This is a genomic window from Thermus tengchongensis (genome assembly GCF_021462405.1).
GTDB classification, from domain to species: Bacteria; Deinococcota; Deinococci; order Deinococcales; family Thermaceae; genus Thermus; species Thermus tengchongensis.
This window is the reverse complement of sequence record NZ_JAKEDU010000002.1, coordinates 352,911-375,243: the sequence shown is the minus strand read 5'-3', so window position 1 is coordinate 375,243 and position 22,333 is coordinate 352,911. Positions and strand designations below refer to the sequence as shown.

The 22,333-nt window shown below is 65.1% G+C and carries 18 protein-coding genes, 1 pseudogene and 1 other annotated feature; of the genes and pseudogenes, 7 read left to right on the top strand and 12 right to left on the bottom strand.

The genetic code is table 11. The annotated features are described in order from the left end of the window. Nucleotides 1-4: 4 nt before the first annotated feature. From aspS to asnS, 4 genes are read left to right on the top strand one after another with little or no spacing between them, the layout of a single operon-like run. Nucleotides 5-1,750: an aspartate--tRNA ligase gene (aspS, locus tag L1087_RS04325; RefSeq protein WP_234557792.1), complete on the top strand. Its 1,746-nt coding sequence runs from the start codon at nucleotides 5-7 to the stop codon at nucleotides 1,748-1,750. Next, on the top strand, nucleotides 1,743-2,636 hold the full coding sequence (locus L1087_RS04320) for a PhzF family phenazine biosynthesis protein (RefSeq protein ID WP_234557791.1): 894 nt from the start codon (nucleotides 1,743-1,745) through the stop codon (nucleotides 2,634-2,636). The genes aspS and L1087_RS04320 overlap by 8 nt, the downstream gene beginning before the upstream one ends. After that, complete coding sequence (locus L1087_RS04315) at nucleotides 2,636-3,451, top strand: HAD family hydrolase (RefSeq protein ID WP_234557790.1); 816 nt, start codon at nucleotides 2,636-2,638, stop codon at nucleotides 3,449-3,451. Before L1087_RS04320 ends, L1087_RS04315 begins: the two co-directional genes overlap by 1 nt. A gap of 12 nt (nucleotides 3,452-3,463) precedes the next feature. Then, nucleotides 3,464-4,780, top strand: coding sequence for an asparagine--tRNA ligase (gene asnS / locus L1087_RS04310; protein ID WP_234557789.1), 1,317 nt, complete (start codon nucleotides 3,464-3,466; stop codon nucleotides 4,778-4,780). 3 nt (nucleotides 4,781-4,783) lie between these two features. Here asnS and L1087_RS04305 read toward each other — a convergent pair whose 3' ends face one another. Beyond that, complete coding sequence (locus tag L1087_RS04305; RefSeq protein WP_234557788.1) at nucleotides 4,784-5,671, bottom strand: hypothetical protein; 888 nt, start codon at nucleotides 5,669-5,671, stop codon at nucleotides 4,784-4,786. Nucleotides 5,672-5,797: 126 nt separating this feature from the next. After that, nucleotides 5,798-6,643 (bottom strand): annotated as a pseudogene (locus L1087_RS04300) (transposase). Between the two features lie 117 nt (nucleotides 6,644-6,760). Between L1087_RS04300 and L1087_RS04295 the strand changes: the two are divergent. Then, the gene (locus tag L1087_RS04295) at nucleotides 6,761-9,109 is read left to right on the top strand and encodes a PKD domain-containing protein (RefSeq protein ID WP_234557785.1); all 2,349 of its coding nucleotides are present in this window, start codon (nucleotides 6,761-6,763) and stop codon (nucleotides 9,107-9,109) included. Nucleotides 9,110-9,175: 66 nt separating this feature from the next. Here the strand turns inward: L1087_RS04295 and L1087_RS04290 are convergent, their stop codons facing one another. Then, nucleotides 9,176-9,307, bottom strand: coding sequence for a transposase (locus L1087_RS04290; protein WP_234557784.1), 132 nt, complete (start codon nucleotides 9,305-9,307; stop codon nucleotides 9,176-9,178). Between the two features lie 243 nt (nucleotides 9,308-9,550). Next, complete coding sequence (locus tag L1087_RS04285) at nucleotides 9,551-10,117, bottom strand: winged helix-turn-helix domain-containing protein (protein WP_267964675.1); 567 nt, start codon at nucleotides 10,115-10,117, stop codon at nucleotides 9,551-9,553. Between L1087_RS04285 and L1087_RS13175 the strand changes: the two genes are divergently transcribed. After that, nucleotides 10,016-10,276: a DUF418 domain-containing protein gene (locus L1087_RS13175; RefSeq protein ID WP_326490698.1), complete on the top strand. Its 261-nt coding sequence runs from the start codon at nucleotides 10,016-10,018 to the stop codon at nucleotides 10,274-10,276. The genes L1087_RS04285 and L1087_RS13175 overlap by 102 nt on opposite strands. Here the strand turns inward: L1087_RS13175 and pdxT are convergent. From pdxT to fsa, 8 genes are all read right to left on the bottom strand, one after another. After that, nucleotides 10,273-10,848 (bottom strand): pyridoxal 5'-phosphate synthase glutaminase subunit PdxT, encoded by a 576-nt coding sequence (pdxT, locus tag L1087_RS04280; RefSeq protein WP_234557783.1) that lies wholly within the window; start codon nucleotides 10,846-10,848, stop codon nucleotides 10,273-10,275. The genes L1087_RS13175 and pdxT overlap by 4 nt on opposite strands. 7 nt (nucleotides 10,849-10,855) lie before the next feature. After that, nucleotides 10,856-12,091 carry a Na+/H+ antiporter NhaA gene (gene nhaA / locus L1087_RS04275; RefSeq protein WP_234557782.1) on the bottom strand — a complete coding sequence of 412 codons (1,236 nt, stop codon included), beginning with the start codon at nucleotides 12,089-12,091 and terminating at the stop codon, nucleotides 10,856-10,858. A 14-nt stretch (nucleotides 12,092-12,105) separates the two neighbouring features. Beyond that, the gene (locus L1087_RS04270; protein ID WP_234557781.1) at nucleotides 12,106-14,163 is read right to left on the bottom strand and encodes a heavy metal translocating P-type ATPase; all 2,058 of its coding nucleotides are present in this window, start codon (nucleotides 14,161-14,163) and stop codon (nucleotides 12,106-12,108) included. A gap of 31 nt (nucleotides 14,164-14,194) precedes the next feature. After that, entirely contained in the window at nucleotides 14,195-14,554 is a 360-nt protein-coding gene (locus tag L1087_RS04265) for an ArsR/SmtB family transcription factor (RefSeq protein WP_135343433.1), read from the bottom strand. A 4-nt stretch (nucleotides 14,555-14,558) separates the two neighbouring features. Continuing rightward, on the bottom strand, nucleotides 14,559-15,440 hold the full coding sequence (gene pdxS / locus L1087_RS04260; protein WP_054391771.1) for a pyridoxal 5'-phosphate synthase lyase subunit PdxS: 882 nt from the start codon (nucleotides 15,438-15,440) through the stop codon (nucleotides 14,559-14,561). A gap of 87 nt (nucleotides 15,441-15,527) precedes the next feature. Next, complete coding sequence (locus tag L1087_RS04255) at nucleotides 15,528-16,721, bottom strand: LysM peptidoglycan-binding domain-containing M23 family metallopeptidase (RefSeq protein ID WP_234557780.1); 1,194 nt, start codon at nucleotides 16,719-16,721, stop codon at nucleotides 15,528-15,530. Nucleotides 16,722-16,841: 120 nt separating this feature from the next. Further along, nucleotides 16,842-18,125, bottom strand: coding sequence for a transcription termination factor Rho (rho, locus tag L1087_RS04250; RefSeq protein ID WP_038042125.1), 1,284 nt, complete (start codon nucleotides 18,123-18,125; stop codon nucleotides 16,842-16,844). Further along, entirely contained in the window at nucleotides 18,122-18,793 is a 672-nt protein-coding gene (fsa, locus tag L1087_RS04245; protein WP_234557779.1) for a fructose-6-phosphate aldolase, read from the bottom strand. Before fsa ends, rho begins: the two co-directional genes overlap by 4 nt. Before the next feature lie 137 nt (nucleotides 18,794-18,930). Next, nucleotides 18,931-19,165 (top strand) — a binding site (T-box leader). A gap of 34 nt (nucleotides 19,166-19,199) precedes the next feature. On the opposite strand from fsa, the gene ileS reads away from it, so the two are divergent. Continuing rightward, entirely contained in the window at nucleotides 19,200-22,331 is a 3,132-nt protein-coding gene (gene ileS / locus L1087_RS04240; protein WP_234557776.1) for an isoleucine--tRNA ligase, read from the top strand. Nucleotides 22,332-22,333: the final 2 nt, after the last annotated feature.

Below are 22,333 nucleotides of genomic sequence, written 5' to 3'. Positions count from 1 at the left end.
GATTATGCGCCGTTCCCACTTCGCCGGAAGCCTAAGGGAAGAACACGTGGGGAAGGAGGTGGTCCTCGAGGGGTGGATAAACCGCCGCCGGGACCTGGGGGGGCTCATCTTCCTGGACCTCCGCGACCGCGAGGGTTTGGTCCAGCTGGTGGCCCACCCGGAAAGCCCCGCCTACAGGGAAGCGGAACGCGTCCGCTCGGAGTGGGTGGTGCGGGCCAGGGGCACCGTGCGCCTGCGCCCTGAGCCCAACCCCCGCCTGGCCACTGGGAACGTGGAGGTGGAGCTCCACTCCTTGGAGGTCCTCTCCGAGGCCAAAACACCCCCCTTTCCCGTGGACGCCGGCTGGCGGGGAGAGGAGGAAAAGGAGGTTTCCGAAGACCTCAGGCTCAAGTACCGCTACCTGGACTTGCGCCGGAGGAAAATGCAGGAAAACCTGCGCCTCCGCCACCGGGTCATCAAGGCCATCTGGGACTTCCTGGACCGGGAGGGCTTCATCCAGGTGGAAACCCCCTTCCTGACCAAAAGCACCCCGGAAGGGGCCCGGGATTTCCTGGTACCCTACCGCCAGCAGCCTGGCCTTTTTTACGCCCTCCCCCAGTCGCCCCAGCTTTTCAAGCAGATGCTGATGGTGGCCGGGTTTGACCGCTACTTCCAGATCGCCCGCTGCTTCCGGGACGAGGACCTACGGGCCGACCGCCAGCCCGACTTCACCCAGATGGACCTGGAGATGAGCTTCGTGGAGGTGGAGGATATCCTAGAGCTTAATGAAAGGCTCATGGCCCACGTGTTCCGGGAAGCCCTGGGGGTGGAGCTTCCCCTCCCCTTCCCCCGCCTCACCTACCAGGAGGCCCTGGAGCGCTTTGGCTCGGACAAGCCCGATACCCGCTTTGGCCTGGAGCTAGTGGAGGTGGGGCACCTCTTCCGGGAAAGCGAGTTTCAGGTTTTCCGGGAGGCGGAAAGGGTAAAGTCCCTGGCGGTGCCCAAAGCCCTATCCCGCAAGGAGATCTCGGACTTGGAGGAGCTGGCCAAGCGCCACGGGGCCAAGGGCCTGGCCTTTGCCCGGGTGGAGGAGGGAGGTTTCGCAGGCGGGGTCGCCAGATTTCTGGAACCCGTGCGGCAAAGTCTCCTGGAGACCACGAAAGCCGCCCCGGAGGATACCCTTCTCTTCGTGGCCGGGCCGGCCAAGGTGGCGGCCACCGCCTTGGGGCAGGTGCGGCTTAAGCTGGCGGAGCTCTTAGACCTCCCTAGGGAGGGCTTCCGGTTCCTATGGGTGGTGGACTTCCCCCTTCTGGAGTGGGACGAGGAGCGGCAGGGCTGGACCTACATGCACCACCCTTTCACCAGCCCCCATCCCGAGGACCTACCCCTCTTGGACACCGATCCTGGGAAGGTGCGGGCTTTGGCCTACGACCTGGTGCTAAATGGCACCGAGGTGGGGGGCGGCTCCATTCGCATCCACGACCCTTCTCTTCAGGCCAAGATGTTCCAAGTGCTGGGCATCGGGGAGGAGGAGCAGAAGGAAAAGTTCGGGTTCTTCCTGGAGGCTCTCCAGTACGGGGCCCCGCCCCACGGGGGCATCGCCTGGGGCCTGGACCGCCTCCTGGCCCTCATGACGGCCAGCCCCTCCATCCGCGAGGTCATCGCCTTCCCCAAGAACAAGGAGGGCAAGGACCCCCTCACCGGGGCCCCAAGCCCGGTGTCCGAGGAACAGCTCCGGGAGCTCGGCCTCATGGTGGTCGCCCATGGCTAGGATTCCCTACGTGATCGTGGACGCCTTTGCCTCCACCCCGGGGGCTGGGAACCGGGTGGCCATCGTGCTGGATGCCCGGGGCATGGACCTGGAAGAAATGCGAGGCCTAGCCCGGCGCCTGGGCGAACCGGAAACCGCTTTCGTAACGGAAAAGCAAGGCACCCTGTTCGCCGTGCGCTTCTTCACCCCTTCGGGAGAGGTGGAGTTCTCCGGCCACGCCGCCATAGCCCTAGGCCTTACCCTGGTGCGCCTGGGCCTGGCTCCCGAGGGCACCAAGCGGCTTTTCCTGCACACCCCCACGGAGGCCCTGCCAGTGGAGATCCTGTACGAGGCCGGAGAACCCAAGAAGGCCCTGGTGAGGGGCCCCGCCCCGAGGTTCCGGGACCTACCCCCTTACCAGGTGCTCAAGGAGGTCCTCGAGGCCCTGGGCTCGAATGAGCGCTACCTGCACCGGGGCCTGCCTTACGGCATCGCCTACACCGGGCTTTGGAGCCTCTTCGTCCCCCTTGTCGCCCCCGGGGTGGTGGATGCCCTGGAGCCAGAGATGAAGACCCTGGCCGAACTTTCCCACCAGCTGGAGGTGGCCACCGTCCACGCCTACGCCCCCATGGGCCCGAGGAGCTTCTACGCCCGGGACTTTGCCCCCATCCTGGGGATACCCGAAGACCCGGTGACGGGCTCCGCCAACGCCGCCCTGGGGGCCCTTTTGGCCCGGGCAGGGGTGGTGCCCAGGCGGGAAGGCCAGGTGGCCCTCACCATCTACCAAGGCCACCGCCTGGGCAACCCAGGGGTGGTGGAGGTGGTGGTGGACTACAGCCCCACGGGCCAGCCCTACGGGGTGCAGATCGGGGGGGAGGCGGTCCAGGTATCCGCTGGGGAAGTTTGATGGTGCGGCTGGTCTTCGTGGACGTGGATGGCACCCTGGTGGGCAAGGAGGGGGTGCCCGAATGCGTGTGGCCAGCGGTGGAGGCCTTAAGGGCCAAGGGCATCCGCCTAAGCCTCATCACCGGCCGGCCGGGCCGGGGGCACGCCCTGGCCTACGCCCGCAGGCTCGCTCCGGCGGGCCTCCACGTGTTTGAGTCGGGGGCGGTGGTCCTCCGCCTCTCCCAAGACCCCCACGAGCCCCCGGCGGCACCGGTGCTGGTGGAGGCCCTGGCCCGGGAGGAGGTGGAGGAAGCGGTCCGCTTGGCCCGCAGGCTGGGGCTTCCCCTCGAGGGCTACACCGCCGAAGGGGGGTTCTACGTGGAAGGAGAAAGCCCCCTCTTCCTGGCCCACCAGGAGCTTTTGGGCCTATGGGCGGAAGGGGCCGACCTCCTCCACCTCCCAAGCCCCCTGGTGCGTCTCCAGGTGCTGGCCGGGCCCGAAGCGCCCCTGGGCGCTTTTCTGGACCGCCTGCCCCCGGGGCTTTCCCCCCACATGGCCGAAAGCCCCAAGATGCCTGGGGTGCGCTTTGTTTCCCTCACCAAGAAGGGGGTGAGCAAGCTCTCCGCGGCCCGCTTTGTGGCGGAGGCCTACGGCCTTGGCCTGGAGGCCTGCGCCATGGTGGGGGACGGGGAGAACGACCTGGAGCTCCTCCGGGCGGTGGGCCTGGGCGTGGCCATGGGGAACGCCCCGGAAAGCGTCCGGAAAGCGGCCCAGCGGGTGGTGGCCCCGGTGGAAGCCTGCGGCCTCGCCGAGGCCCTATTAGGCCTCCTGGGGTAGACTCCTTGAGGTATGCGGGTGTTCATTGACGAGATCCCCCGGCACGAGGGACAGGAGGTGGAGCTCCGCGGCTGGCTTTACCAAAAGCGCTCCAAGGGCAAGATCCACTTCCTGATCCTCCGGGATGGCACGGGCTTCCTTCAGGCCACGGTGTTCCATGGGGAGGTGCCGGAAGCGGTCTTCCAGCAGGCGGACCGCCTGCCCCAGGAGACTGCCCTCCGGGTGTGGGGCGTGGTGCGTAAGGACGAGCGGGCCCCCGGGGGGTACGAGCTCGCCGTGCGGGGCCTGGAGGTGGTGAGCCTCCCCCAAGGGGAGTACCCCATCGGCCCCAAGGAGCACGGCATCGACTTCCTCATGGACCACCGCCACCTTTGGCTCCGCCACCGCCGCCCCTTCGCGGTGATGCGCATCCGAGACGAAATCGAGCGGGGCATCCACGACTTCTTCGCCGAAAGGGGCTTCCTCCGCTTCGACGCCCCCATCCTCACCCCCAGCGCCGTGGAGGGCACCACCGACCTCTTTGAGGTGGACCTCTTTGACGGGGAGAAGGCCTACCTCTCCCAGTCGGGCCAGCTCTACGCCGAGGCCGGGGCCCTGGCCTACGGCAAAGTCTACACCTTCGGCCCCACCTTCCGCGCGGAAAGGAGCAAAACCCGCCGCCACCTCCTGGAGTTCTGGATGATAGAACCAGAGGTTGCCTTCATGACCCACGAGGAGAACATGGCTCTCCAGGAGGAGCTGGTGAGCTACCTGGTGGGCCGGGTGCTGGAGCGGCGGGCCAAGGAGCTGGAGATGTTGGAACGGGACCCCAAGGCCCTCGAGCCCGCCGCCCAAGGCCCCTACCCCCGGCTCACCTACCGGGAGGCCGTGGCCCTGGTGAACCGGCTGGCGGAAGAAGACCCCGAGGTGCCTCCCCTGCCCTACGGGGAGGACTTCGGCGCCCCCCACGAGGCGGCCATCAGCCGCCGGTTTGACCGCCCCGTCTTCATCGAGCGCTACCCCGCCCGGATCAAGGCCTTCTACATGGAGCCCGACCCCGAGGACCCCGAGCTGGTCCTCAACGACGACCTCCTGGCCCCCGAGGGCTACGGGGAGATCATCGGGGGAAGCCAGCGCATCCACGACCTGGACCTCCTCAAGCGCAAGATCCGCGAGTTCGGCCTCCCCGAGGAGGTCTACGGGTGGTACCTGGACCTCCGCCGCTATGGCAGCGTGCCCCACGCGGGCTTCGGCCTGGGGCTGGAGCGCACCGTGGCCTGGATCTGTGGGCTTAGCCACGTGCGGGAGGCCATACCCTTCCCGCGCATGTACACCAGAATGCGCCCCTAGGGATTAAAGGTCCGCAACCCCTCGGAGGTAGGAGAAGAGGCGCCACAGGAGGGCTTCCTTGGCGGCCTGCAGGGCCTCCTCCTTCAGGGCAAGCCAGCGAGGGTGGCGGAGGAGGCGCGCCCGCCAGGTGGGATCGTGCCGGTCCAGGCTTCCCCAAGGGTCGTCCCAGTCAAGCCATGAGGGTGTTTCCGGGTAGCCCAGGGCCTCCAGCACCCCGTCCCAGTCCCAGAAGCCCTGGGGAAACCGAGCGTCGAAGCCGGGAAGGAGCTCATCTAGGGCGAAGGTTGCCTCCCTCCAGCCCCCAGGGGCTTCCTCCCCTCCGGAGAGGAGGCGAACTCCCCTCGAGGACCAGGCCAGGCGCAGGCGGGCGGGGGGAGCCTCGAGGTCCACCCCCGCCAGGGCGGCCCTGAGGTGTTCAAGATACGGGCTACGCCCGTGACCCAAGAGCGCTTCCTCCCCTTCCCCATACCCAGCGGCCTCTCTCTCCCGGACCTCTTTCCCCACCGCCCGAAGGCCCCGTTCCAAGGAGGAGCGTAAGGGGAGAAAGCCCAGGAGGGCCAAGGCTCCTCCCCCCAGGGCCAGGCCCAGCACCCCCTCCAGGAGGCCGAGCCAAAGCAGAAAGACCCCGAGGGCCCAGGGCAGGGTGAGGAGGACCGCCCAGCGGAACCTGAGCCCCCACGAGGGGAGGCGAAGCGGGCTCCCCTCGAGAACCTCCCCGCCCAGGAAAAAGGCGAAAAGAGCGTGCAGGGCCGCTAGGGCTCCCCTCGTCCCGAGGCCCCCCCAAAGGAGGAGGAAGGAGAAGCCTAAAAGCAGGAGAAGGCTCAAGGTGGGCTTCCGCACGAGGAGAAGGAGCGGGGGGATTAGGGCCAGGAGAACCAGAGGTGGCCGCACGGGCTAAGCATACCTTAAAACCCCCCTCCCTTTGGACCCAGGCCCTCTTTCCCAAGTACAGGCAATCACCCGAGGCTGATCCCCCCGTTCCCCAGTCCCGTTTAAGAGATCCCTTCGTTTGCTACCTCAAAGCTCCACCCCCGCCATCTTCAGGAGGACCCGACTCCGGATGAGGTTGTGTGCCAAAAGGATGAGGTTCACCCTCGCCACCAAGCCCTAGTAGGACCGGGCCTCCATCCGGTGAAGCCCTAGGGAACGCACCATCACGCTGAAACGCGTCTCTATCCAGTTCCTCACCCTCCCCATCCATGCTCTCCAAGGGGTGCCTACCACCTTCCCTCCCCGGGTGCGGTAGGGCGGCGTGACCACCCCCTCCACCCAACGAAAGCCCCGGTCCCCTAGGACATGCTCCAAGCCCTCCAGAAGCTCCCTGGCCCAGGTCTCCCGGGCATTCCCGGGCAGAAGGGCCCAGCGGTGAAACAGCCCCCGGTCGTTGATGACCCCCACCAGGGCGTAGCCCGCAAAGCCCCCCAGAGGGCCGACCCCAACCCCGGAACCAGGCAGGGCGTAGCCCCGGATGCGGTGGCCGTGGGCCATGGGCAGGGGCTTCAAGTCCACCACGTGCAGGAGGCTGGGCCCCTGGGCCAGGCGGAGGGCCAGGTGGGCCAGGAGGGACTGGGCGTTTTGCAAGACGCGGAGGAAGCGGGAGAGGTGGGGTAGGGAGGGGAAGTAAGGGCGGAGGAGGGCTTGTACGAGGAGGTAGCCTTTGCTGAGGTCGAGGCCCAGGAAGGTCAGGAAGAGGGCGATGGTCAAGAGCTCGGGGAGGGTAGCTTTTTGGTGGCGCTGAGGTTTGGGGAGGCGGATGCCTTGGGCTTGGAGGGCCTTGAGGGCGTCGTCGACCCAGATGTAGGTAGCCACCAGGAGGGTTTCTGCGTCAAGATGGTAAAGGGGATGCTCGCGATCGGGTCGCATAGCATCCCCCTTTTCTCATACCCAAGGGGTGCAGATCAAGTAGCAAACGAAGGAATTACAGGTTGTTGACACGGCCCATGGATGTATGTATAGATGTGAGGAGGAGGTAAAGGCACCATGGCTAGGTTCTTTTGGGGTGCGGTACTGGTGGGCTTGATCATGTGGACCGGTTGTGCATGGCAGACCAGGGAAGAACCCCCCTCTCCAGATACCCTTTCGCTACTTTTCCAGCAGGCCAATATCCCTGTAGGGGCTGTAAGGGTTGTGAACCTACTTCCTACCAGCCAGCCGCTGGTTTTCACAAACGGTCTTGAGGCCCCTAGGGGGACTCTGCAGACTCTAAGCACAGCCTCCAACCTGGTGGGGAATCCCAACGGCTTCTACTCCGTCGTTAAAGCCTATCACGTTCCAAACAACGACCGGGACCCAATACGCCTCATGGGTGCGGCCCTGATCAAACCTGGCCAAACCGAGGTTGCCATCAGCGTTGAGAGCACAGCTCTCAGCATGGTCGCCTATTGGGACTGGGTGGACTGGATCACCCTTGGCCTCCCCTCTTTGGAGGCAATTGAGCCTCAGGTGCAACAGCACCCCCGCTACAGCGAGTTGGTGCGAAGGATCCGAGACGCGGTTGAGCGGGGCGAGAGCCCCTACGAGGATGATGGGATTGTCGCCCTCAGCGCCGAAATTGCGGGCGATCTTGTGGCTAACCTCATCGCCAGCCTCCCCAATACCATAGAGCCTCTTTCGCAATCGCCCACCGACACCCCGGATGTTCGCTTCGTGGGGGGAGCTCTTGAGGTAACCAACAATACGTCCATCACTTGGGCCGCGGGCTGGATGGGCTACGAGAGCGAGCAGATACTCTCTACGGGGAGAGAAGTGGTGATTCCCGAGGCGGACCTGTCCTTCCGCTGGCTCACGGGCCCTGCTACCAAAACCCTTAACCTGTCCGGCTCTCTAGATGGTCGGTACCTGGTGTGCCTCGTGCCTTCTGCGCTGGGTGGCTGGTCCAAAACAAACGGGGCCTTCCCCCTGCAAGACCTTCTGGTTGATCTAAACGGGATTGCTACCACAAGGGGTTGGATTGAGTTCGCGCTAACTTTATCTGGGTTTGTGGGACCAGGTGGAGACTTGGTCGATGCAGCTTTGGACGAAAGCGTGCTTTCAGCGATGGTTGCAATCGCTAACGCGGGGGTGAACGCTTACTTTAACGATGTGGAATACCAGATTGGGCGAGCAGAGTACGCGAGAAATTTACACAGGTTGAGAATAGTGATTTCTCAAGACCGGATCGCCCGGATAGAACGGGAAATTGCCGACCCCAATCTGAGGAGTAATCCGGGTGCCCAGTGGAAAGACCTGGCCCAAAAGTACAGAAGCGACATCGCGATCCTGGGTAGAAAGCGGGGCAAGAATTACTTCACCAAGAGTGGGGAAGTCGACCTCAGGTTCTCCAACCAGGTGGGCTTGTACGTCCTCAACCAAGAGAGGGCTCTCCTGCAGCAACAGCTTAATAGAGAACTGCGGGCGGCCCAGGAGGTAGAGCGGAGGTTGGGCCAGCTAAAGGGAGTCAAATCGTTCGGAAAGTTCCTGGTGGTGCCCACCATTGTAGACACCTTGGGGATGACCTACGATGTGGTGAAGTATAAGGACACCTACGCTTGCTACGATGTGCAGGTGGGCACCGCGGGAATACGCCCCACCTTGGGGCCCAACATGCAGGTTACCCCTCCCGAGATTTCCAACGGCAGAAAAGATGAGACCTACGTCTTCAACATCAAGGTTCTGCACCTCACGCAGCAGTCCGCCAACTTTTCCCTGTCTTGGAACTTTGGCGACGGAACCACGGGAAGCCGGAATGTGAGCGCTAGCCGAAGCCCGCACAATGAAAGTATTTCCCACGCCTATAGCAACCCGGGAGCCTACGGGCTGACTATCCAGCTCAGTGCTGGCACCACCCGGGCTAGCCAGGTGGTCCCCGTCTATATCGAGATGCCGGAGCAGAGCAACGATTACAACCTCAACATCTGCAACGTCTGGAAGGCAGCCAACAGCGGGGGTTACGGAATCACCCGGGACAACTGGGATATCAGCGTGATCCCCGACGGGGCTGTCTTTGACATCGCCTTTGACACGTACAGCATCCCTGACCGGATCTTCGTGGAATACCCCGTGGGCACCCAGGTTTTGGACACGGGTTGGCGAGGCAGTAGCCGATACGACGGTGATCCGAAATATCCTGGCGGCATCTCCGGGCCGGGCGCGGGGCAGTTTGACAACATCTTCCGCAAGCAACCAGGCCAGAATACATTCAGGGTAACGGTGGTTGGGCCCGACCCAGGTACAGCATGGAAATACAGCATCCGTTGCCGCACCGGTGTGTCTCCCCAGTCCGCGGGTCCCACTGAGGTATCCCCTGATCCCGAGGCTCAACGTCTTTTCCGAAACAATCCTGAAAGGTAGCCACGACGGCCACGTTCTTCGGGATACCCCCACCTGGGTTCCAACCCTGGTGGGGGTAATACCCTTTCACGCTAAACCCTTCGCCCCGGGCCACCAGTGGAAGAGGGTGTGCCTCCTGAGGAGCTCCCGGTCCCCCTGCAGCACCAACCACCGCCCCTCCACCGCCTGCAGCTCCGGGGAGTAGGGAGGCAAAAACACCGGCCGAACCCCCCCTCCCCAAGCCACCCCCGGAACTCCCGCAACACCCAGCTCATCACCCNCACCCAGCTCATCACCCCGGTGTCTATCCCATCCACCAGAAGGCTCAGGCTCTCCCCCGTCTCCGGCTCCACGAAGGTGCACAGGTAGAACCACCGGTACCGGTGCGCCACCACCGCCTTAGGCCTCTCCCCCCGCCGGGCCCACACCCGCCGGTACACCGGCTTCAGCCCCATCCGGTGCTCATCGTAGGCCAACACCCTCACCCTTCGCCCCGCTGCCCGGGCCGCCTCCACCTCTTGGCGGAGTTTTTTTGAACGCCTCCTGTGCCTCCCTCTCCGCCTTCCGGTGCACCGGGCGCGGTACCCGCAGGGCAAACCCCGCCTCGTGGAGTAGGCGGTAGATGGGGGTCAAGATACGAGCTCCGCTCGTGACGAGGGAAAGCCGCTTTCCCAAATGTTCCGCCACCCACCGCTGCAGCTTGGGCCCCGTCCACAAGCCCCCGTCCGGAGGGGGACCCTCCAGGGCCTCCAGCACCTTTAGGGTCTCCTCCGGGGTGAGCTTGGGCCGGGGTCCGGGGTTGTTGTGCCGCCCATCCCGCAGGGCTTCGGGGCCCAGGAGGTTGTACCGGCGCACGGTGGCGTGCACCCAGCGGGGGGTCTGCAGGGTGATGCGGGCGATCTCCCTGGCGGAGAGGCCCTTGGCCGCGTGGTAGACGGCTTGGAAGCGGGTCTTTTCCGCCGGGTCCTTGGCCTTTTTGTACCTCCGCTCCAGTTCCCTCAGGGTCAGGTGACGGGCTACCTGAGGCATGGAAGAAGGATACTACAGAAAAGGGTATCACCAGGGCCTCCACGGGGACGAAGTCCCCGTGGGGTGGTATTACAGGTGGCCTTGGCCCACCTCTGGCTGCTCCGCTTTCCCCAGGGGCCCCTGGAGTGGCTCTGGCGCCGCCTGGCCTACGGGGGCTAAAGCCCCGCCAGGTCCAGGAAGAGGCGGTGCAGACGGGTGTCAGGGGTGAGCTCGGGGTGGAAGGCGCTGGCGAGCACCTTCCCCTGGCGCACCAGGACGGGCAGGTCCCCTAGCTCCGCCAAGACCTCCACCCCCTCTCCCAACCGCCGGAAGGCGGGGGCGCGGATGAAGACCCCGCGGAAGGGTCCGAGGCCCTCGATCTCCACTTCCTCCTCAAAGCTCTCCACCTGGCGGCCGAAGGCGTTGCGCTCCACCGCCACATCCAGCACTCCCAACCGGGGCTGCTCCGGGTAGCCCAGGATCTCCTTGGCTAACCATATGGCCCCGGCGCAGGTGCCGAAGAGGGCCAGGGAATCCTCTTCCACCCGCCTGCGCACCTCGTCCTCGATTCCGTATTCCCGGGCCAGCTTGCCTATGGTGGTGGACTCCCCGCCAGGCACGATGAGGGCCTCCAGCCCCTCCAGGTGCTCCTTCTTTCGCACCTCCTTTGCCCCTATGCCCAGGCGCTTAAGCACCTCCTTGTGCTCGCGGAAATCCCCTTGCAGGGCTAGAACACCGACCACGCCCCTCATCCTGGACCTAGGCCCGGCCCCTGTCAAGGGAAGCCCGCACCAGGGTGAAGCCCAAAAGCCCGGCCAATAAGGAGGCGGCCATCACCCCCACCTTGGCCTGGTCCAGAAGGTCCCCTTCAAAGGCGAGGCCCGCAATAAAGAGGGCCATGGTAAAGCCGATGCCCGCAAGGAAACCTACCCCCAGGATACCCTTTAGGTCCACCCCTTCAGGCAAAACCCCAAGCCGGAGGCGCAGGGCGAGCCAGACCAAAAGGAGGATCCCCAGGGGTTTGCCCAGTAAAAGCCCCAGGGCCACCCCCAGGGCCACCACCCCAAACTCCAGGCCTGTCAAAGCCACCCCGGCATTGAAGAAGGCGAAGGTGGGAAGCACCCCATACGCCACCCAGGGATGTAGGGCGTGCTCCAGACGGTGCAGGGGGCTTTGGGCTTCCTCCACCTCCTCCTCGAGGCCCTCCAACTCCCCCTCCAAATCCTCTGGATCTTGGGCAGACGTAGCTCCTTGGAAGGGCCTAGCCCGCCGCAAAGGAATAGCCAAGGCTAGAAACACCCCAGCCAAGGTGGCGTGGAGGCCAGACTTGAGGACAAAGTACCACAGGGGCAATCCCAGGAGCATGTAGGGCCAGAGGTGCCAGACCCCCATGCGGTTTAGGAGCAGGCCTAACCCCAAGGTTAGGGCCGCCAAGCCCAGGGGTAGAGGTTCCAAGCCCCCTGTGTAAAAGATGGCGATCACCAACACGGCCCCCAGGTCGTCCACAATGGCCAAAGCGGTGAGAAAGAGCTTAAGTCCCAGGGGCACCCGGGGCACCAAGGCCAACACCCCAAGGGCAAAGGCGATATCGGTGGCCATGGGCACCCCCCAGCCCCGGGCCTCGGGCAAACCAGGGTTCACCCCCAGATAGAGGAGGGCAGGAACCGCCATACCCCCCAAAGCCCCAGCCAGTGCCAGGCCCGCCCGCCGGGGCTCCCTTAGCTCCCCTGAAAGAACCTCCCGCTTTAGCTCAAGCCCCACCAGAAGGAAGAAAAGAGCCATCAGGAGATCGTTGACCCAAAGGAGAAGGGGCTTTTCCAGGCCAAAAGCCCCCAGCCGAACACCCGCAGGCACCTCCCGCAGGGCAAAGTAGAGACTAGACCAGGGGGTATTGGCCAGGACAAAGGCCAAAAGGGCCGCTAGGAAAAGGAGCACACCCCCTTTGGCCTCACTCTGGAAAAACTGCTCCAGCAAACGCGGATAGACCTTTGGCATGGAGGCATTATAACCTACAAGCGGGTCCAGAGAAGGCGCAAGCTGTTCAGGGTCACCAAGATCAAGGCCCCGTTGTCCGCCAAAACCGCCGGCCAAAGCCCGGTCAAGCCCACCAAGGTGGTGAGAAGAAATAGCCCTTTGAGCCCCACCGCCAAGGCCACGTTCTGGCGGACCACGCCCAGGGCCAGACGGCTTAGCCGGAAGGCCTGGGGCAAGGCGGAAAGGCTTAGAAGCCCCACGTCTGCGCTCTGCAAGGCCATCCCCGTGCCCCCGGCCACGGCAAGCCCCACCCTGGCCCGGGCCAGGGCCGGGGCGTCGTTCACCCCGTCCCCCACCATGGCCACACCCCCCCTACCCTCCAACTCCCCCACCAGGCGAAGCTTATCCAAGGGAGAAAGACCTGCCCGGATCTCCCCGGGGGCCAAGCCCAGGGCTTGTGCCAAGGCCAAAGCAGAGGCCTCCCGGTCCCCCGTGAGCAATAGGAGCTTAAGGCCCAGTCGACGCAGTCCGGCCAAAGCTTCCCGGGCCTCGAGGCGGAGGGTATCCTGGAAGGCCAAGAGGGCCAGGGGAGCCCCCTCCTTAACCAAGAGGGAAAGGCTCAGGCCCTCCTCCGCCAGGGCCTTCACCTGGGCCTCTACTTCTGGGGGTAGGTCCCAGACCTCGGGCCGCACCAAACCCACCTCCTTCCCCTCCACCCGGGCGAAGGCCCCTAGGCCCGGCACCGCCCGATGCTCCTCTGAGGGCAAGGCCTTAGGGCCCAAAGCCTCCCGCACCGCCCGGGCCAAGGGGTGGGAGGAACCCTCCGCCACCCCCTTCGCCAAGGCCAAGGCCTCCTCCGCCGAAACCCCAAAGGGAACCACCCGCACCAGCCGGGGCCTTCCCAAAGTCAGGGTCCCCGTCTTGTCCAAAGCCACATAACGTACCCCAGCCAAACGCTCTAGGGCCGCCCCGCTCTTAAAGAGCACCCCTGCCCTAGCCCCCCGGGCCACCCCGGCGGCGATGGCGGCCGGCACCGATACCACCAGGGCACAAGGGCAAGCGATGAGGAGAAGGGCCAAAGCCTTGTACACATGTCCCAGGAAATCCCCTTGAAAAAGGGGAAGCACCAAGGCCACAAATCCAGCCAGGGCCAGGACCGCTGGGGTATAACGGCGGCTGAAGGCATCCACCACCCGCTCCACCTGGCTCTTCTTGAGAAGGGCCTCCTCCGCCAGGCGTTCCATCTCCGCCAGGAAGCCCTCCTTGGGGGGACGCTCCACCCGGAGGACCAGGCTGCCCTCCGCCACCAAGCTCCCCCCGTAGACCCTATCCCCCTGGGCCTTTGCCTGGGGCAAGGGCTCCCCGGTGAAGGCGGCCTCCTCCACCAGGGCCTCCCCGGAGAGGACCACCCCGTCCGCGGGCACCCGCTCCCCCGGGGGCACCCGCACCCGGTCCCCCACCCGGAGGGCCTCGAGGGGCACCTCCTCCACCCCGCCGTCCCCCAGCCGGTAGGCCCTCCGGGGGAGGAGCTCCCCCAGGACCCTAAGACCCCGGCGGGCCTGGGCCACGCTATAAGCCTCCAGCACCTCCCCCACGAGGAAGAGGAAGACCACCACCGCCGCCTCGGCCTCCGCCCCGATGAGCATGGCCCCTAGGGTGGCCACCGTGACCAAGGTTTGCATGCTGAAGGGATTTTGCCGGAACACAGCCACCGCACGACGAGCCAGGGGGAAAACCCCCACCAAGGCCGCCAGCCCATAGCCCCAAGAGGCTAATCCAGGAGGAAGAAGGAAAGAGGCTAAAAAGGCCAACAGGAGAAGCCCCCCGGAGGCCAAGGCCCAGCGCCAGGGTCCAAAAACACTCCTCCCCGCTTCCCCCTCAGGCCTCAGGCGATAGCCCAAGGCGGAAACCACCCTTTCCGCCTCCTTCTCCGCCCCAGGGACCTCGAGGTGCAGATACGCCTTACCGCTGGCAAAGCTGACCTGGGCCTGCACCACCCCAGGCACCCCGGAAAGGGCTTTCTCCACCTTTAAGGCGCAGTCAGCGCAGTCCAGACCCTCCACCCGGAACACACGGACCCTGGGAGCCTCCATGCCCCCAGGGTAGCATTACTTGAGTAGTTGTTCAAGTGTTCTCCAATGCGTGCTCTAGGGCTCCTTCCAGCAGCCTCTCCACGTGGTGGTCCGCCAGGTGGTAATAGACCTGCTTCCCCTCCCGACGAAAGGCCACCAGCCGGGCCTGACGCAAAAGCCTCAACTGGTGGCTCACCGCGGAAACGGAAACCCCCGCCAAAAGGGCCAGGTCGCAGACGCAAAGCTCCCCCGCCGCCTTTAAGGCCAAAAGAAGCCGCATCCGGGTGGGGTCGGCCAGGGCCTTGAGGAGGAGGACGGCCTCCTGGAGCACCCCCTCCTTGGGCAAGGCGGCCCGGGCCTTCTCCACCCGCTCGGGGTGAATCTCGTAGACCCCGCAGACCGCCTTGGCCATGCCCTCACCAGCCCCGCTTGGCCAGGCGCTCCTCTTCCTTCAGCTGGTCCAGGTTGATGCCCACCATGGGCTCGCCCAGGTCCTCGCTGACCTCGGCCAGCACCTCGGGGTCGTTGTAATGGGTCACCGCCCGCACGATGGCCCGGGCCCGCTTCCTGGGATCACCGGACTTGAAGATGCCGCTTCCCACGAAGACCCCATCCATGCCCAGGTGCATCATCAAGGCGGCGTCGGCCGGGGTGGCGATACCGCCAGCGGCGAAGTTCACCACGGGGAGGCGGCCGTGGTCGTGGACCCACCTCACCAGCTCCAAGGGGGCCCCAATCTCCTTGGCGTAGGCCACCAGCTCGTCCTCCCGGAGGGACTGGACGTAGCGGATCTGCTTCCACATGGTGCGGGCGTGGCGCACCGCCTCCACCACGTTGCCCGTGCCCGCCTCCCCCTTGGTGCGGATCATGGCCGCCCCCTCGGCGATGCGCCTTAAGGCCTCCCCCAGGTCCCGGGCCCCGTTCACGAAGGGCACCTTGAACTTCCACTTGTCGATGTGGTGCTCCTCATCCGCGGGGGTGAGGACCTCGGACTCGTCGATGAAGTCCACCCCGATGGCCTCGAGGATCATGGCCTCCACGAAGTGCCCGATGCGCACCTTGGCCATCACGGGAATGGACACCGCGGCCATGATCTCCTTGATCACCTTGGGGTCCGACATGCGGGCCACGCCCCCCTGGGCCCGGATGTCGGCGGGAACCCGCTCTAGGGCCATCACCGCCACCGCCCCCGCCTCCTCGGCAATCACCGCCTGCTCGGGGGTGGTCACGTCCATGATCACCCCGCCCTTGAACATCTCGGCAAAGCCGGTCTTGATCTGGAAGGTACCCTTCTCCATCCCGTCCTCCATCCTCCAGCTTACCGCCCGCCGGGTCAAGCCAAAAGAAGCCGGGGGCCCAAAGGCCCCCGGGGCACTAAAACTTACTCAAGGCAAATAGGCCAAGGGGTTGCGGGCCACCCCGTTCACCCGGACCTCGAAGTGCAGGTGGGGCCCCGTGGACCAGCCGGTGGAGCCCACGTAGCCAATCACCTCCCCAGCCTCCACCCACTGCCCGGGCCGCACGGCGATGCGGGACATGTGGGCGTAGAGGGTTTCCACCCCTCCGCCATGGTCCAGCACCACGTGGAAACCATAGCCCATGGAGCTCCAGCCCGCCACCTCCACCTGGCCCGCCTTGGCGGCCACGATGGGGGTGCCGTAGGGGGCGGCCAGATCGATCCCCGTGTGGAAACGCTGGAAAGCCCCCCGCTGGCCAAAGTAGGTGGTGATGCGGAAACCGGAAAGGGGCCAGCGCATGGCCCCTTCCTGGTAGCTCACCCGGCGCACCTGGGGCCGCTGGGTCTGAGCCTGTTGCACCTGCCGGGCACGTTGCTGGGCCAGGGCCTGCTGCTTCCTGCGTTCCTCCGCCAGGCGCCTTAGCTCCTCCTGGCGACGCCGCTCCGCCTCGAGGCGGGCTTGGCGCTCCGCCTCCTGTTTGGCCAGAAGGCGCTGGTACGTGGTTTTGGCCTGGATGCCGGGCAAGAGGACCAAGTCCCCTGGCTTCAAGTCCAAGGGATCCTTAACCCCATTGGCCCGGGCCACCGCCACTGGGGAGAGGCCGAAACGGGCCGCCAGGTCCACCAGGGTCTGCCCCTCGGGCAGGGATACCACCAAACCCTTAGCCTTTCTTGGAATGTAGAGGACGCTCCCCGCCACCAGCCGGTCCAGGCTCTCTAAGGAAGGGTTCGCAGAAACTAGGTCCAGAACGCTTATACCATAACGGCTCGCCACTCCCTGCAGGGTATCCCCCGGGCGCACCCGGTACACCTCCACCCCCGGGGGTACCCGGGGGGAACGGTCCTCCACGGCCGCCAAGGGGATAAGTAGCCTCTGCCCCACCTGCAAGCGGTCGCTTTGCAGGTTGCTGGACCACATGATGTGCCGGGGATCTACCCCATACCGGGCGGCAATTCCTGCCAAGGTATCCCCAGGCTTTACCTCATAGAGCACCCACCCTTTTTTGGCCACCCGGCCCACCTCCACCGTGTTCTCCGGGAGGGGAAGGGGGCTAAGAACAGGCAGCTTAGCGAAGGCCAAAGAGGAAACCAAGAGCCATAAACTTCCCCATATTCCCCGCAATGCTCACCTCCCAAACCCCGCCAAAACCTCGCGGGGATTATACCAGGACCAAGCGGGGAAAAGGCAAGGGGCACAAGGCCTTGGGGGGCGGAAAGCCCGCCCCCCAAGGGAAAACCCCGCCTAACGGGCGGCCAAGGACGCCAGAAACTCCTTGTTGTTCTTGGTGCGCCCCAGGCGGGCCAGGAGCATCTCCATGGCCTCCGCCGGGTCCATGTCCGCCAGGACCTTGCGCAGAAGCCACATCTTGTGCACCACCTCCTCGCCCAAGAGGAGCTCCTCCCGGCGGGTCCCGGACTTCAGGATGTCGATGGCCGGGAAGATGCGGCGCTCCTCGAGGCGGCGGGAGAGGTGAAGCTCCATGTTGCCCGTGCCCTTGAACTCCTCAAAGATCACGTCGTCCATGCGGCTTCCCGTTTCCACCAAGGCGGTGGCCAGGATGGTGAGGCTTCCCCCACCCCGGATGTTGCGGGCTGCCCCCAGGAAGCGCTTGGGGAAGTAGAGGGCCGCGGAGTCCAAACCGCCTGAAAGGGTGCGGCCCGTGGGCGGCGTCACCAGGTTGTTGGCCCGGGCCAGGCGGGTGATGGAGTCCAGGAGGATCATCACGTGCCCCCCATCCTCCACGATGCGCTTGGCCCTTTCGTGCACGAACTCCGCCACCCGGATGTGGTTCTGAGGTGGCTCGTCAAAGGTACTGGCGATGACCTCGGCCCCCTGCACGCTTTCCCGGAAGTCCGTGACCTCCTCGGGGCGCTCGTCGATGAGGAGCACGATCACCTTGATGTCGGGCTCGTTCTTCAGGACCGCATTGGCGATCTTCTTGAGGAGGGTGGTCTTACCCGCCTTGGGCGGGGCCACGATCAGCCCCCGCTGCCCCCGGCCGATGGGGGCCAGGAGGTCGATCACCCGGGTGGAAAGCTCATCGGGGGTGGTCTCCAGCCGGATCTGCCGGTCGGGGAACTGGGGGATGAGCTCGTCAAAGCGGGGCCGGTTCTTGGCCGCCTCGGGGTCCAGGTCGTTCACCGCCTCCACCTTGAGGAGGGTGCCGTAGCGCTCGTTATCCCGGGGCGGCCGCACCCGGCCCACGATGTAGTCCCCGCTTCTTAGGGCGTACTGCCGGATGAGCCCGGCGGACACGATGGCGACTCTGGAATCCAGATTGTACAGGTTCTCGGTGATGAACCCGTACCCATCCGGGCTGATCTCCAGGTAGCCCTTGACCAGCTGCAAGCCCTCCCCCTGGGTCTGCCGCTCCAGGAGGGCCATGATGAGCTGGTCCTTCTTCATGCGCTTGTAGTTCTCAATCCCCGCCTCCTGGGCCAGGAGGTGAAGCTCCGGAAGGATCTTCGCCGAAAGCTCCTGGTAGGTAAGGGGTGCTTCCTGTTGGGTATCCGCTTTTCTTCTCATGGCTTAACCTTCTCCCAGTCCTCCATGAAGCGCTTGAGGCCTATATCCGTAAGCGGGTGCCTGAGGAGCTGTTTGAACACACCGTAGGGCATGGTGGCGATGTCCGCCCCCAAAAGAGCCGCCTCCGTCACATGGCGGGGGTGGCGGATGGAGGCGGCGATAACCTTGACGGGCAGGTTCTGCACCTGGATAATCTCCACGATCTCTCGCAACAACTCCCCGCCGTCCCAGGAGATATCGTCCACCCTCCCCAAGAAGGGCGAAACGTAGCTCGCCCCTGCCCGGGCGGCCAAAAGGGCCTGGTTGGCAGAAAAGATCAGGGTCATGTTGACCTTAATGCCTTCGGCGGAAAGCCGCCTGCAAGCCTTCAAGCCCTCCTCGGTGGTGGGCAGCTTGACCACGATGTGGGGGTGGATGGCGGCAAGCCGCTGTCCTTCCGCCACCATGGCCCCTGCCTCCAAGGTGGTCACCTCTGCGGACACGGGCCCCTTCACCACCTCGCATATGGTCCGTAGGTGAGCGAACAAAACCTCCTCGGTCAGCTTTGCCCCTCGGCCCGCATACTCCTTAGCCACCAAGGTGGGGTTGGTGGTCACCCCGGAGAGCACCCCCCAGGCGGCAATCTCCCGTATCTCCTCCAAGTTGGCCGTATCCAAGTACAGCTCCATGGCTACTCCTTTTGTCGGGAAGCGGACCGGCTTAGCTCGATTCTAGCAGACCCAGCCCAGGCGTTGTCAAGGAAGAGGAGGGCTGCTAGCATGGGCTTAGCCGCCAAGGGGGGATTTTACCCCAGGGGGCGTGAGCTGTAAAGGCGAGGATGGGGAGAGTACCCCTTTCCAAGAGCCCAGAGCGAGCCGGGGAGGGTGGAAGCCCGGTGGTGAGGAAAGGTGGGAAGATCACCCCGGAGCCGCGGGAGGAAAAGGGAAAGCCCTGAGTAATGCCCGCCGGGTGCGCCCGTAATCGCGCGAAAATGAGGGCCTGGAGGCTATCTCCAGGAAGCGCGGTGGTACCGCGGAAGCCCTTGCGCTTTCGTCCGCGCCCCAAAGGCGCGGGCGTTCCTTTAGGGAGGAGCGTATGTTCAAGGAGGTCGGCGAACCCAACTTTCCCAGGCTGGAGGAAGAGGTCCTGGAGTTTTGGAAGCAGGAGAGGATCTTTGAGAAAAGCGTGGAAAACCGCAAAGGGCGGCCCCGTTACACCATATACGAAGGCCCCCCCACCGCCAACGGCATGCCCCACGTGGGCCACGCCCAGGCCCGGAGCTACAAGGACCTCTTCCCCCGCTACAAGACCATGCGGGGCTACTACGTGCCCCGCCGAGCCGGCTGGGACACCCACGGGCTTCCCGTGGAACTGGAGGTGGAGAAGAAGCTGGGGCTAAAGAGCAAGCGGGAGATCGAGGCCTACGGGATTGAGCGCTTCAACCAGGCCTGCCGGGAGTCGGTCTTCACCTATGAGAAGGAGTGGGAGGCCTTCACCGAGCGCATCGCCTACTGGGTGGACCTGAAAAACGCCTACGCCACCTTGCACCCCACCTACGTGGAAAGCATCTGGTGGAGCCTGAAGGAGCTCTTCAACCGGGGCCTCCTCTACCGGGACCACAAGGTGGTGCCCTACTGTCCCCGCTGCGGCACCCCGCTTTCCTCCCACGAGCTCTCCTTGGGCTACAAGGAGATCACCGATCCCTCGGTCTACGTGCGCCTGCCCCTGAAGGAGCCCCAGAGGTTGGGCCTGGAAAAGGCCAGCCTCCTCATCTGGACCACCACCCCCTGGACCCTGCCCGGAAACGTGGCGGCGGCGGTACACCCGGAGTTCACCTACGCCGCCTTCCAGGAGGAGGAAGAGGCCCTCATCCTGGAGGAAAGCCTGGGGAAAAAGCTCTTGGGCGAGGAAACCCCCATCCTCAAGACCTTCTCAGGCAAGGAGCTGGAGGGCCTCCCCTACGAGCCTCCTTATCCCCAAGGGGTGGAGCGGGGCTACTTCGTGGTCCTGGCGGAGTACGTGAGCCGGGAGGACGGCACGGGCATCGTTCACCAGGCTCCGGCCTTCGGGGCTGAGGACCTGGAGACGGGCCGCCGCTACGGCCTTCCCGTGCTGAAAACGGTGGACGAGGAGGGCAAACTCCTGGTGGAGCCCTTTAAGGGCCTCTTTTTCCGCGAGGCCAACCGGGCCATCCTGAAAGACCTCCGGGCTCGAGGCCTCCTTTTCAAGGAGGAGAGCTACCTCCACAGCTACCCCCACTGCTGGCGGTGCTCCACCCCCCTCATGTACTACGCCACCGAAACCTGGTTCATCAAAAACACCCTCTTCAAAGAGGAGCTGATCCGGAAGAACCAGGAGATCAACTGGGTCCCGCCCCACATCAAGGAGGGGCGCTACGGGGAGTGGCTAAGGAACCTGGTGGACTGGGCCCTAAGCCGCAACCGCTACTGGGGGACCCCCTTGCCCATCTGGGTCTGCGACGCTTGCGGGAAAGAAGAGGCCATCGGGAGCATCGCCGAGCTCCGGGAGCGGGCCACCCATCCCCTCCCCGAGCCCTTCGACCCCCACCGCCCCCATGTGGACCGGGTGGAGCTCCGCTGCGCCTGCGGAGGCACCATGCGGCGGGTGCCCTACGTGATCGACGTCTGGTACGACTCCGGGGCCATGCCCTTCGCCTCCTTGCACTACCCCTTTGAGAACCAGGAGGAGTTCAAGGAGGCCTTCCCCGCCGACTTCATCGCCGAGGGCATCGACCAGACCCGGGGCTGGTTCAACTCCCTGCACCAACTGGGGGTGATGCTCTTCGGCTCCATCGCCTTCAAGAACGTCATCTGCCACGGCCTCATCCTGGACGAAAAGGGCCAGAAGATGAGCAAGTCCAAGGGGAACGTGGTGGACCCCTGGGACATCATCCGGGAGTTTGGGGCCGACGCCCTCAGGTGGTACATCTACATCTCTGCGCCCCCGGAGGCGGACCGCCGCTTTGGGCCCAACCTGGTGCGGGAGACGGTGCGGGATTACTTCCTCACCCTTTGGAACGTGTACAGCTTCTTCGTCACCTACGCCAACCTGGACCGACCGGACCTGAGGAACCCGCCCCCTCCGGAGAAGCGCCCCGAGCTGGACCGCTGGCTTCTCGCCCGGATGCAGGACCTAATCCAGAAGGTGACGGAGGCCCTCGAGGCCTACGACCCCACCACCAGCGCCCGCGCTCTGCGGGACTTCGTGGTGGAGGACCTTTCCCAGTGGTACGTACGCCGTGGAAGGAGGCGGTACTGGAAGAACGAGGACGCCTTGGACCGGGAGGCCGCCTACGCTACCCTGTACGAGGCCCTGGTCCTCGTCGCCACCCTCTCCGCCCCCTTCACCCCCTTCCTGGCGGAGGTGCTCTGGCAGAACCTGGTGCGCTCCGTGCGCCCTGAGGCCCCCCTCTCCGTGCACCTCGCCGACTGGCCGGAGGTGGATCCCCGCCTGGTGGACGCGGAGCTGGTGGCCAAGATGCGCGCCGTGCTCAAGGTGGTAGACCTGGCCCGCTCGGCCAGGGCCAGAAGCGGGGTCAAGACCCGTACCCCCCTCCCCCTTCTCCTCCTCACCGCCCCCAGCGCCTTGGAGCGGGAGGGCTTAAGGCACTTCGCCCCCGAGATCGCCGAGGAGCTCAACGTCAAGGAGGTGCGGGTTTTGGAGCCGGGAGAGGAGGTCCTCTCCTACCGCGTCCTTCCCAACCTGAAGCTTTTGGGGAAGAAGTACGGCAAGCGGGTGCCTGCCCTCCGCGAGGCCCTGCAAAGGGAGGCCGAAAGGGTGGCCAGGTTGGTCCTGAAGGGGGAGCCCGTGGCGCTAACGGTGGAAGGGGAAACCCTGGTCCTCGCGCCCGAGGAAGTGCTTTTGGAAGCCCAGGCCCCCGAGGGGTACCAGGCCCTGGAGAAGGACGGGTACGTGGCCGCCTTGGAGGTCAGGGTCACGGAGGCGCTGAGGCTTGAGGGCCTGGCCCGGGACCTCATCCGCCACCTGCAGCAGACCCGCAAGGAGATGGGCCTGAAGGTCTCCGACCGCATCCGGGTGGGCTACGAGGCGGAAGGGCCATACCTGGAGGCCCTAAAGCGGCACGGCGGCTGGATCGCCGAGGAGGTCTTGGCCCTGGAGTTTGCCCCAGGCCTCTTCCCCGGCCACACCACCCTGCTGGAGGACGAGGAAGGCCGGGTGCGCTTTAGCGTGGCGAAGCTAGGATAAGG

Coding starts and splice junctions, on each gene's coding strand:
- L1087_RS04285 (WP_267964675.1), bottom strand. CDS start 10,117: ATGCCTCAGGTAGCCCGTCACCTGACCCTGAGGGAACTGGAGCGGAGG.
- ileS (WP_234557776.1), top strand. CDS start 19,200: ATGTTCAAGGAGGTCGGCGAACCCAACTTTCCCAGGCTGGAGGAAGAG.
- L1087_RS04265 (WP_135343433.1), bottom strand. CDS start 14,554: ATGGCCAAGGCGGTCTGCGGGGTCTACGAGATTCACCCCGAGCGGGTG.
- pdxT (WP_234557783.1), bottom strand. CDS start 10,848: ATGAGGGGCGTGGTCGGTGTTCTAGCCCTGCAAGGGGATTTCCGCGAG.
- L1087_RS04315 (WP_234557790.1), top strand. CDS start 2,636: ATGGTGCGGCTGGTCTTCGTGGACGTGGATGGCACCCTGGTGGGCAAG.
- nhaA (WP_234557782.1), bottom strand. CDS start 12,091: ATGCCAAAGGTCTATCCGCGTTTGCTGGAGCAGTTTTTCCAGAGTGAG.
- asnS (WP_234557789.1), top strand. CDS start 3,464: ATGCGGGTGTTCATTGACGAGATCCCCCGGCACGAGGGACAGGAGGTG.
- fsa (WP_234557779.1), bottom strand. CDS start 18,793: ATGGAGCTGTACTTGGATACGGCCAACTTGGAGGAGATACGGGAGATT.
- L1087_RS04320 (WP_234557791.1), top strand. CDS start 1,743: ATGGCTAGGATTCCCTACGTGATCGTGGACGCCTTTGCCTCCACCCCG.
- L1087_RS04295 (WP_234557785.1), top strand. CDS start 6,761: ATGGCTAGGTTCTTTTGGGGTGCGGTACTGGTGGGCTTGATCATGTGG.
- pdxS (WP_054391771.1), bottom strand. CDS start 15,440: ATGGAGAAGGGTACCTTCCAGATCAAGACCGGCTTTGCCGAGATGTTC.
- L1087_RS04270 (WP_234557781.1), bottom strand. CDS start 14,163: ATGGAGGCTCCCAGGGTCCGTGTGTTCCGGGTGGAGGGTCTGGACTGC.
- aspS (WP_234557792.1), top strand. CDS start 5: ATGCGCCGTTCCCACTTCGCCGGAAGCCTAAGGGAAGAACACGTGGGG.
- rho (WP_038042125.1), bottom strand. CDS start 18,125: ATGAGAAGAAAAGCGGATACCCAACAGGAAGCACCCCTTACCTACCAG.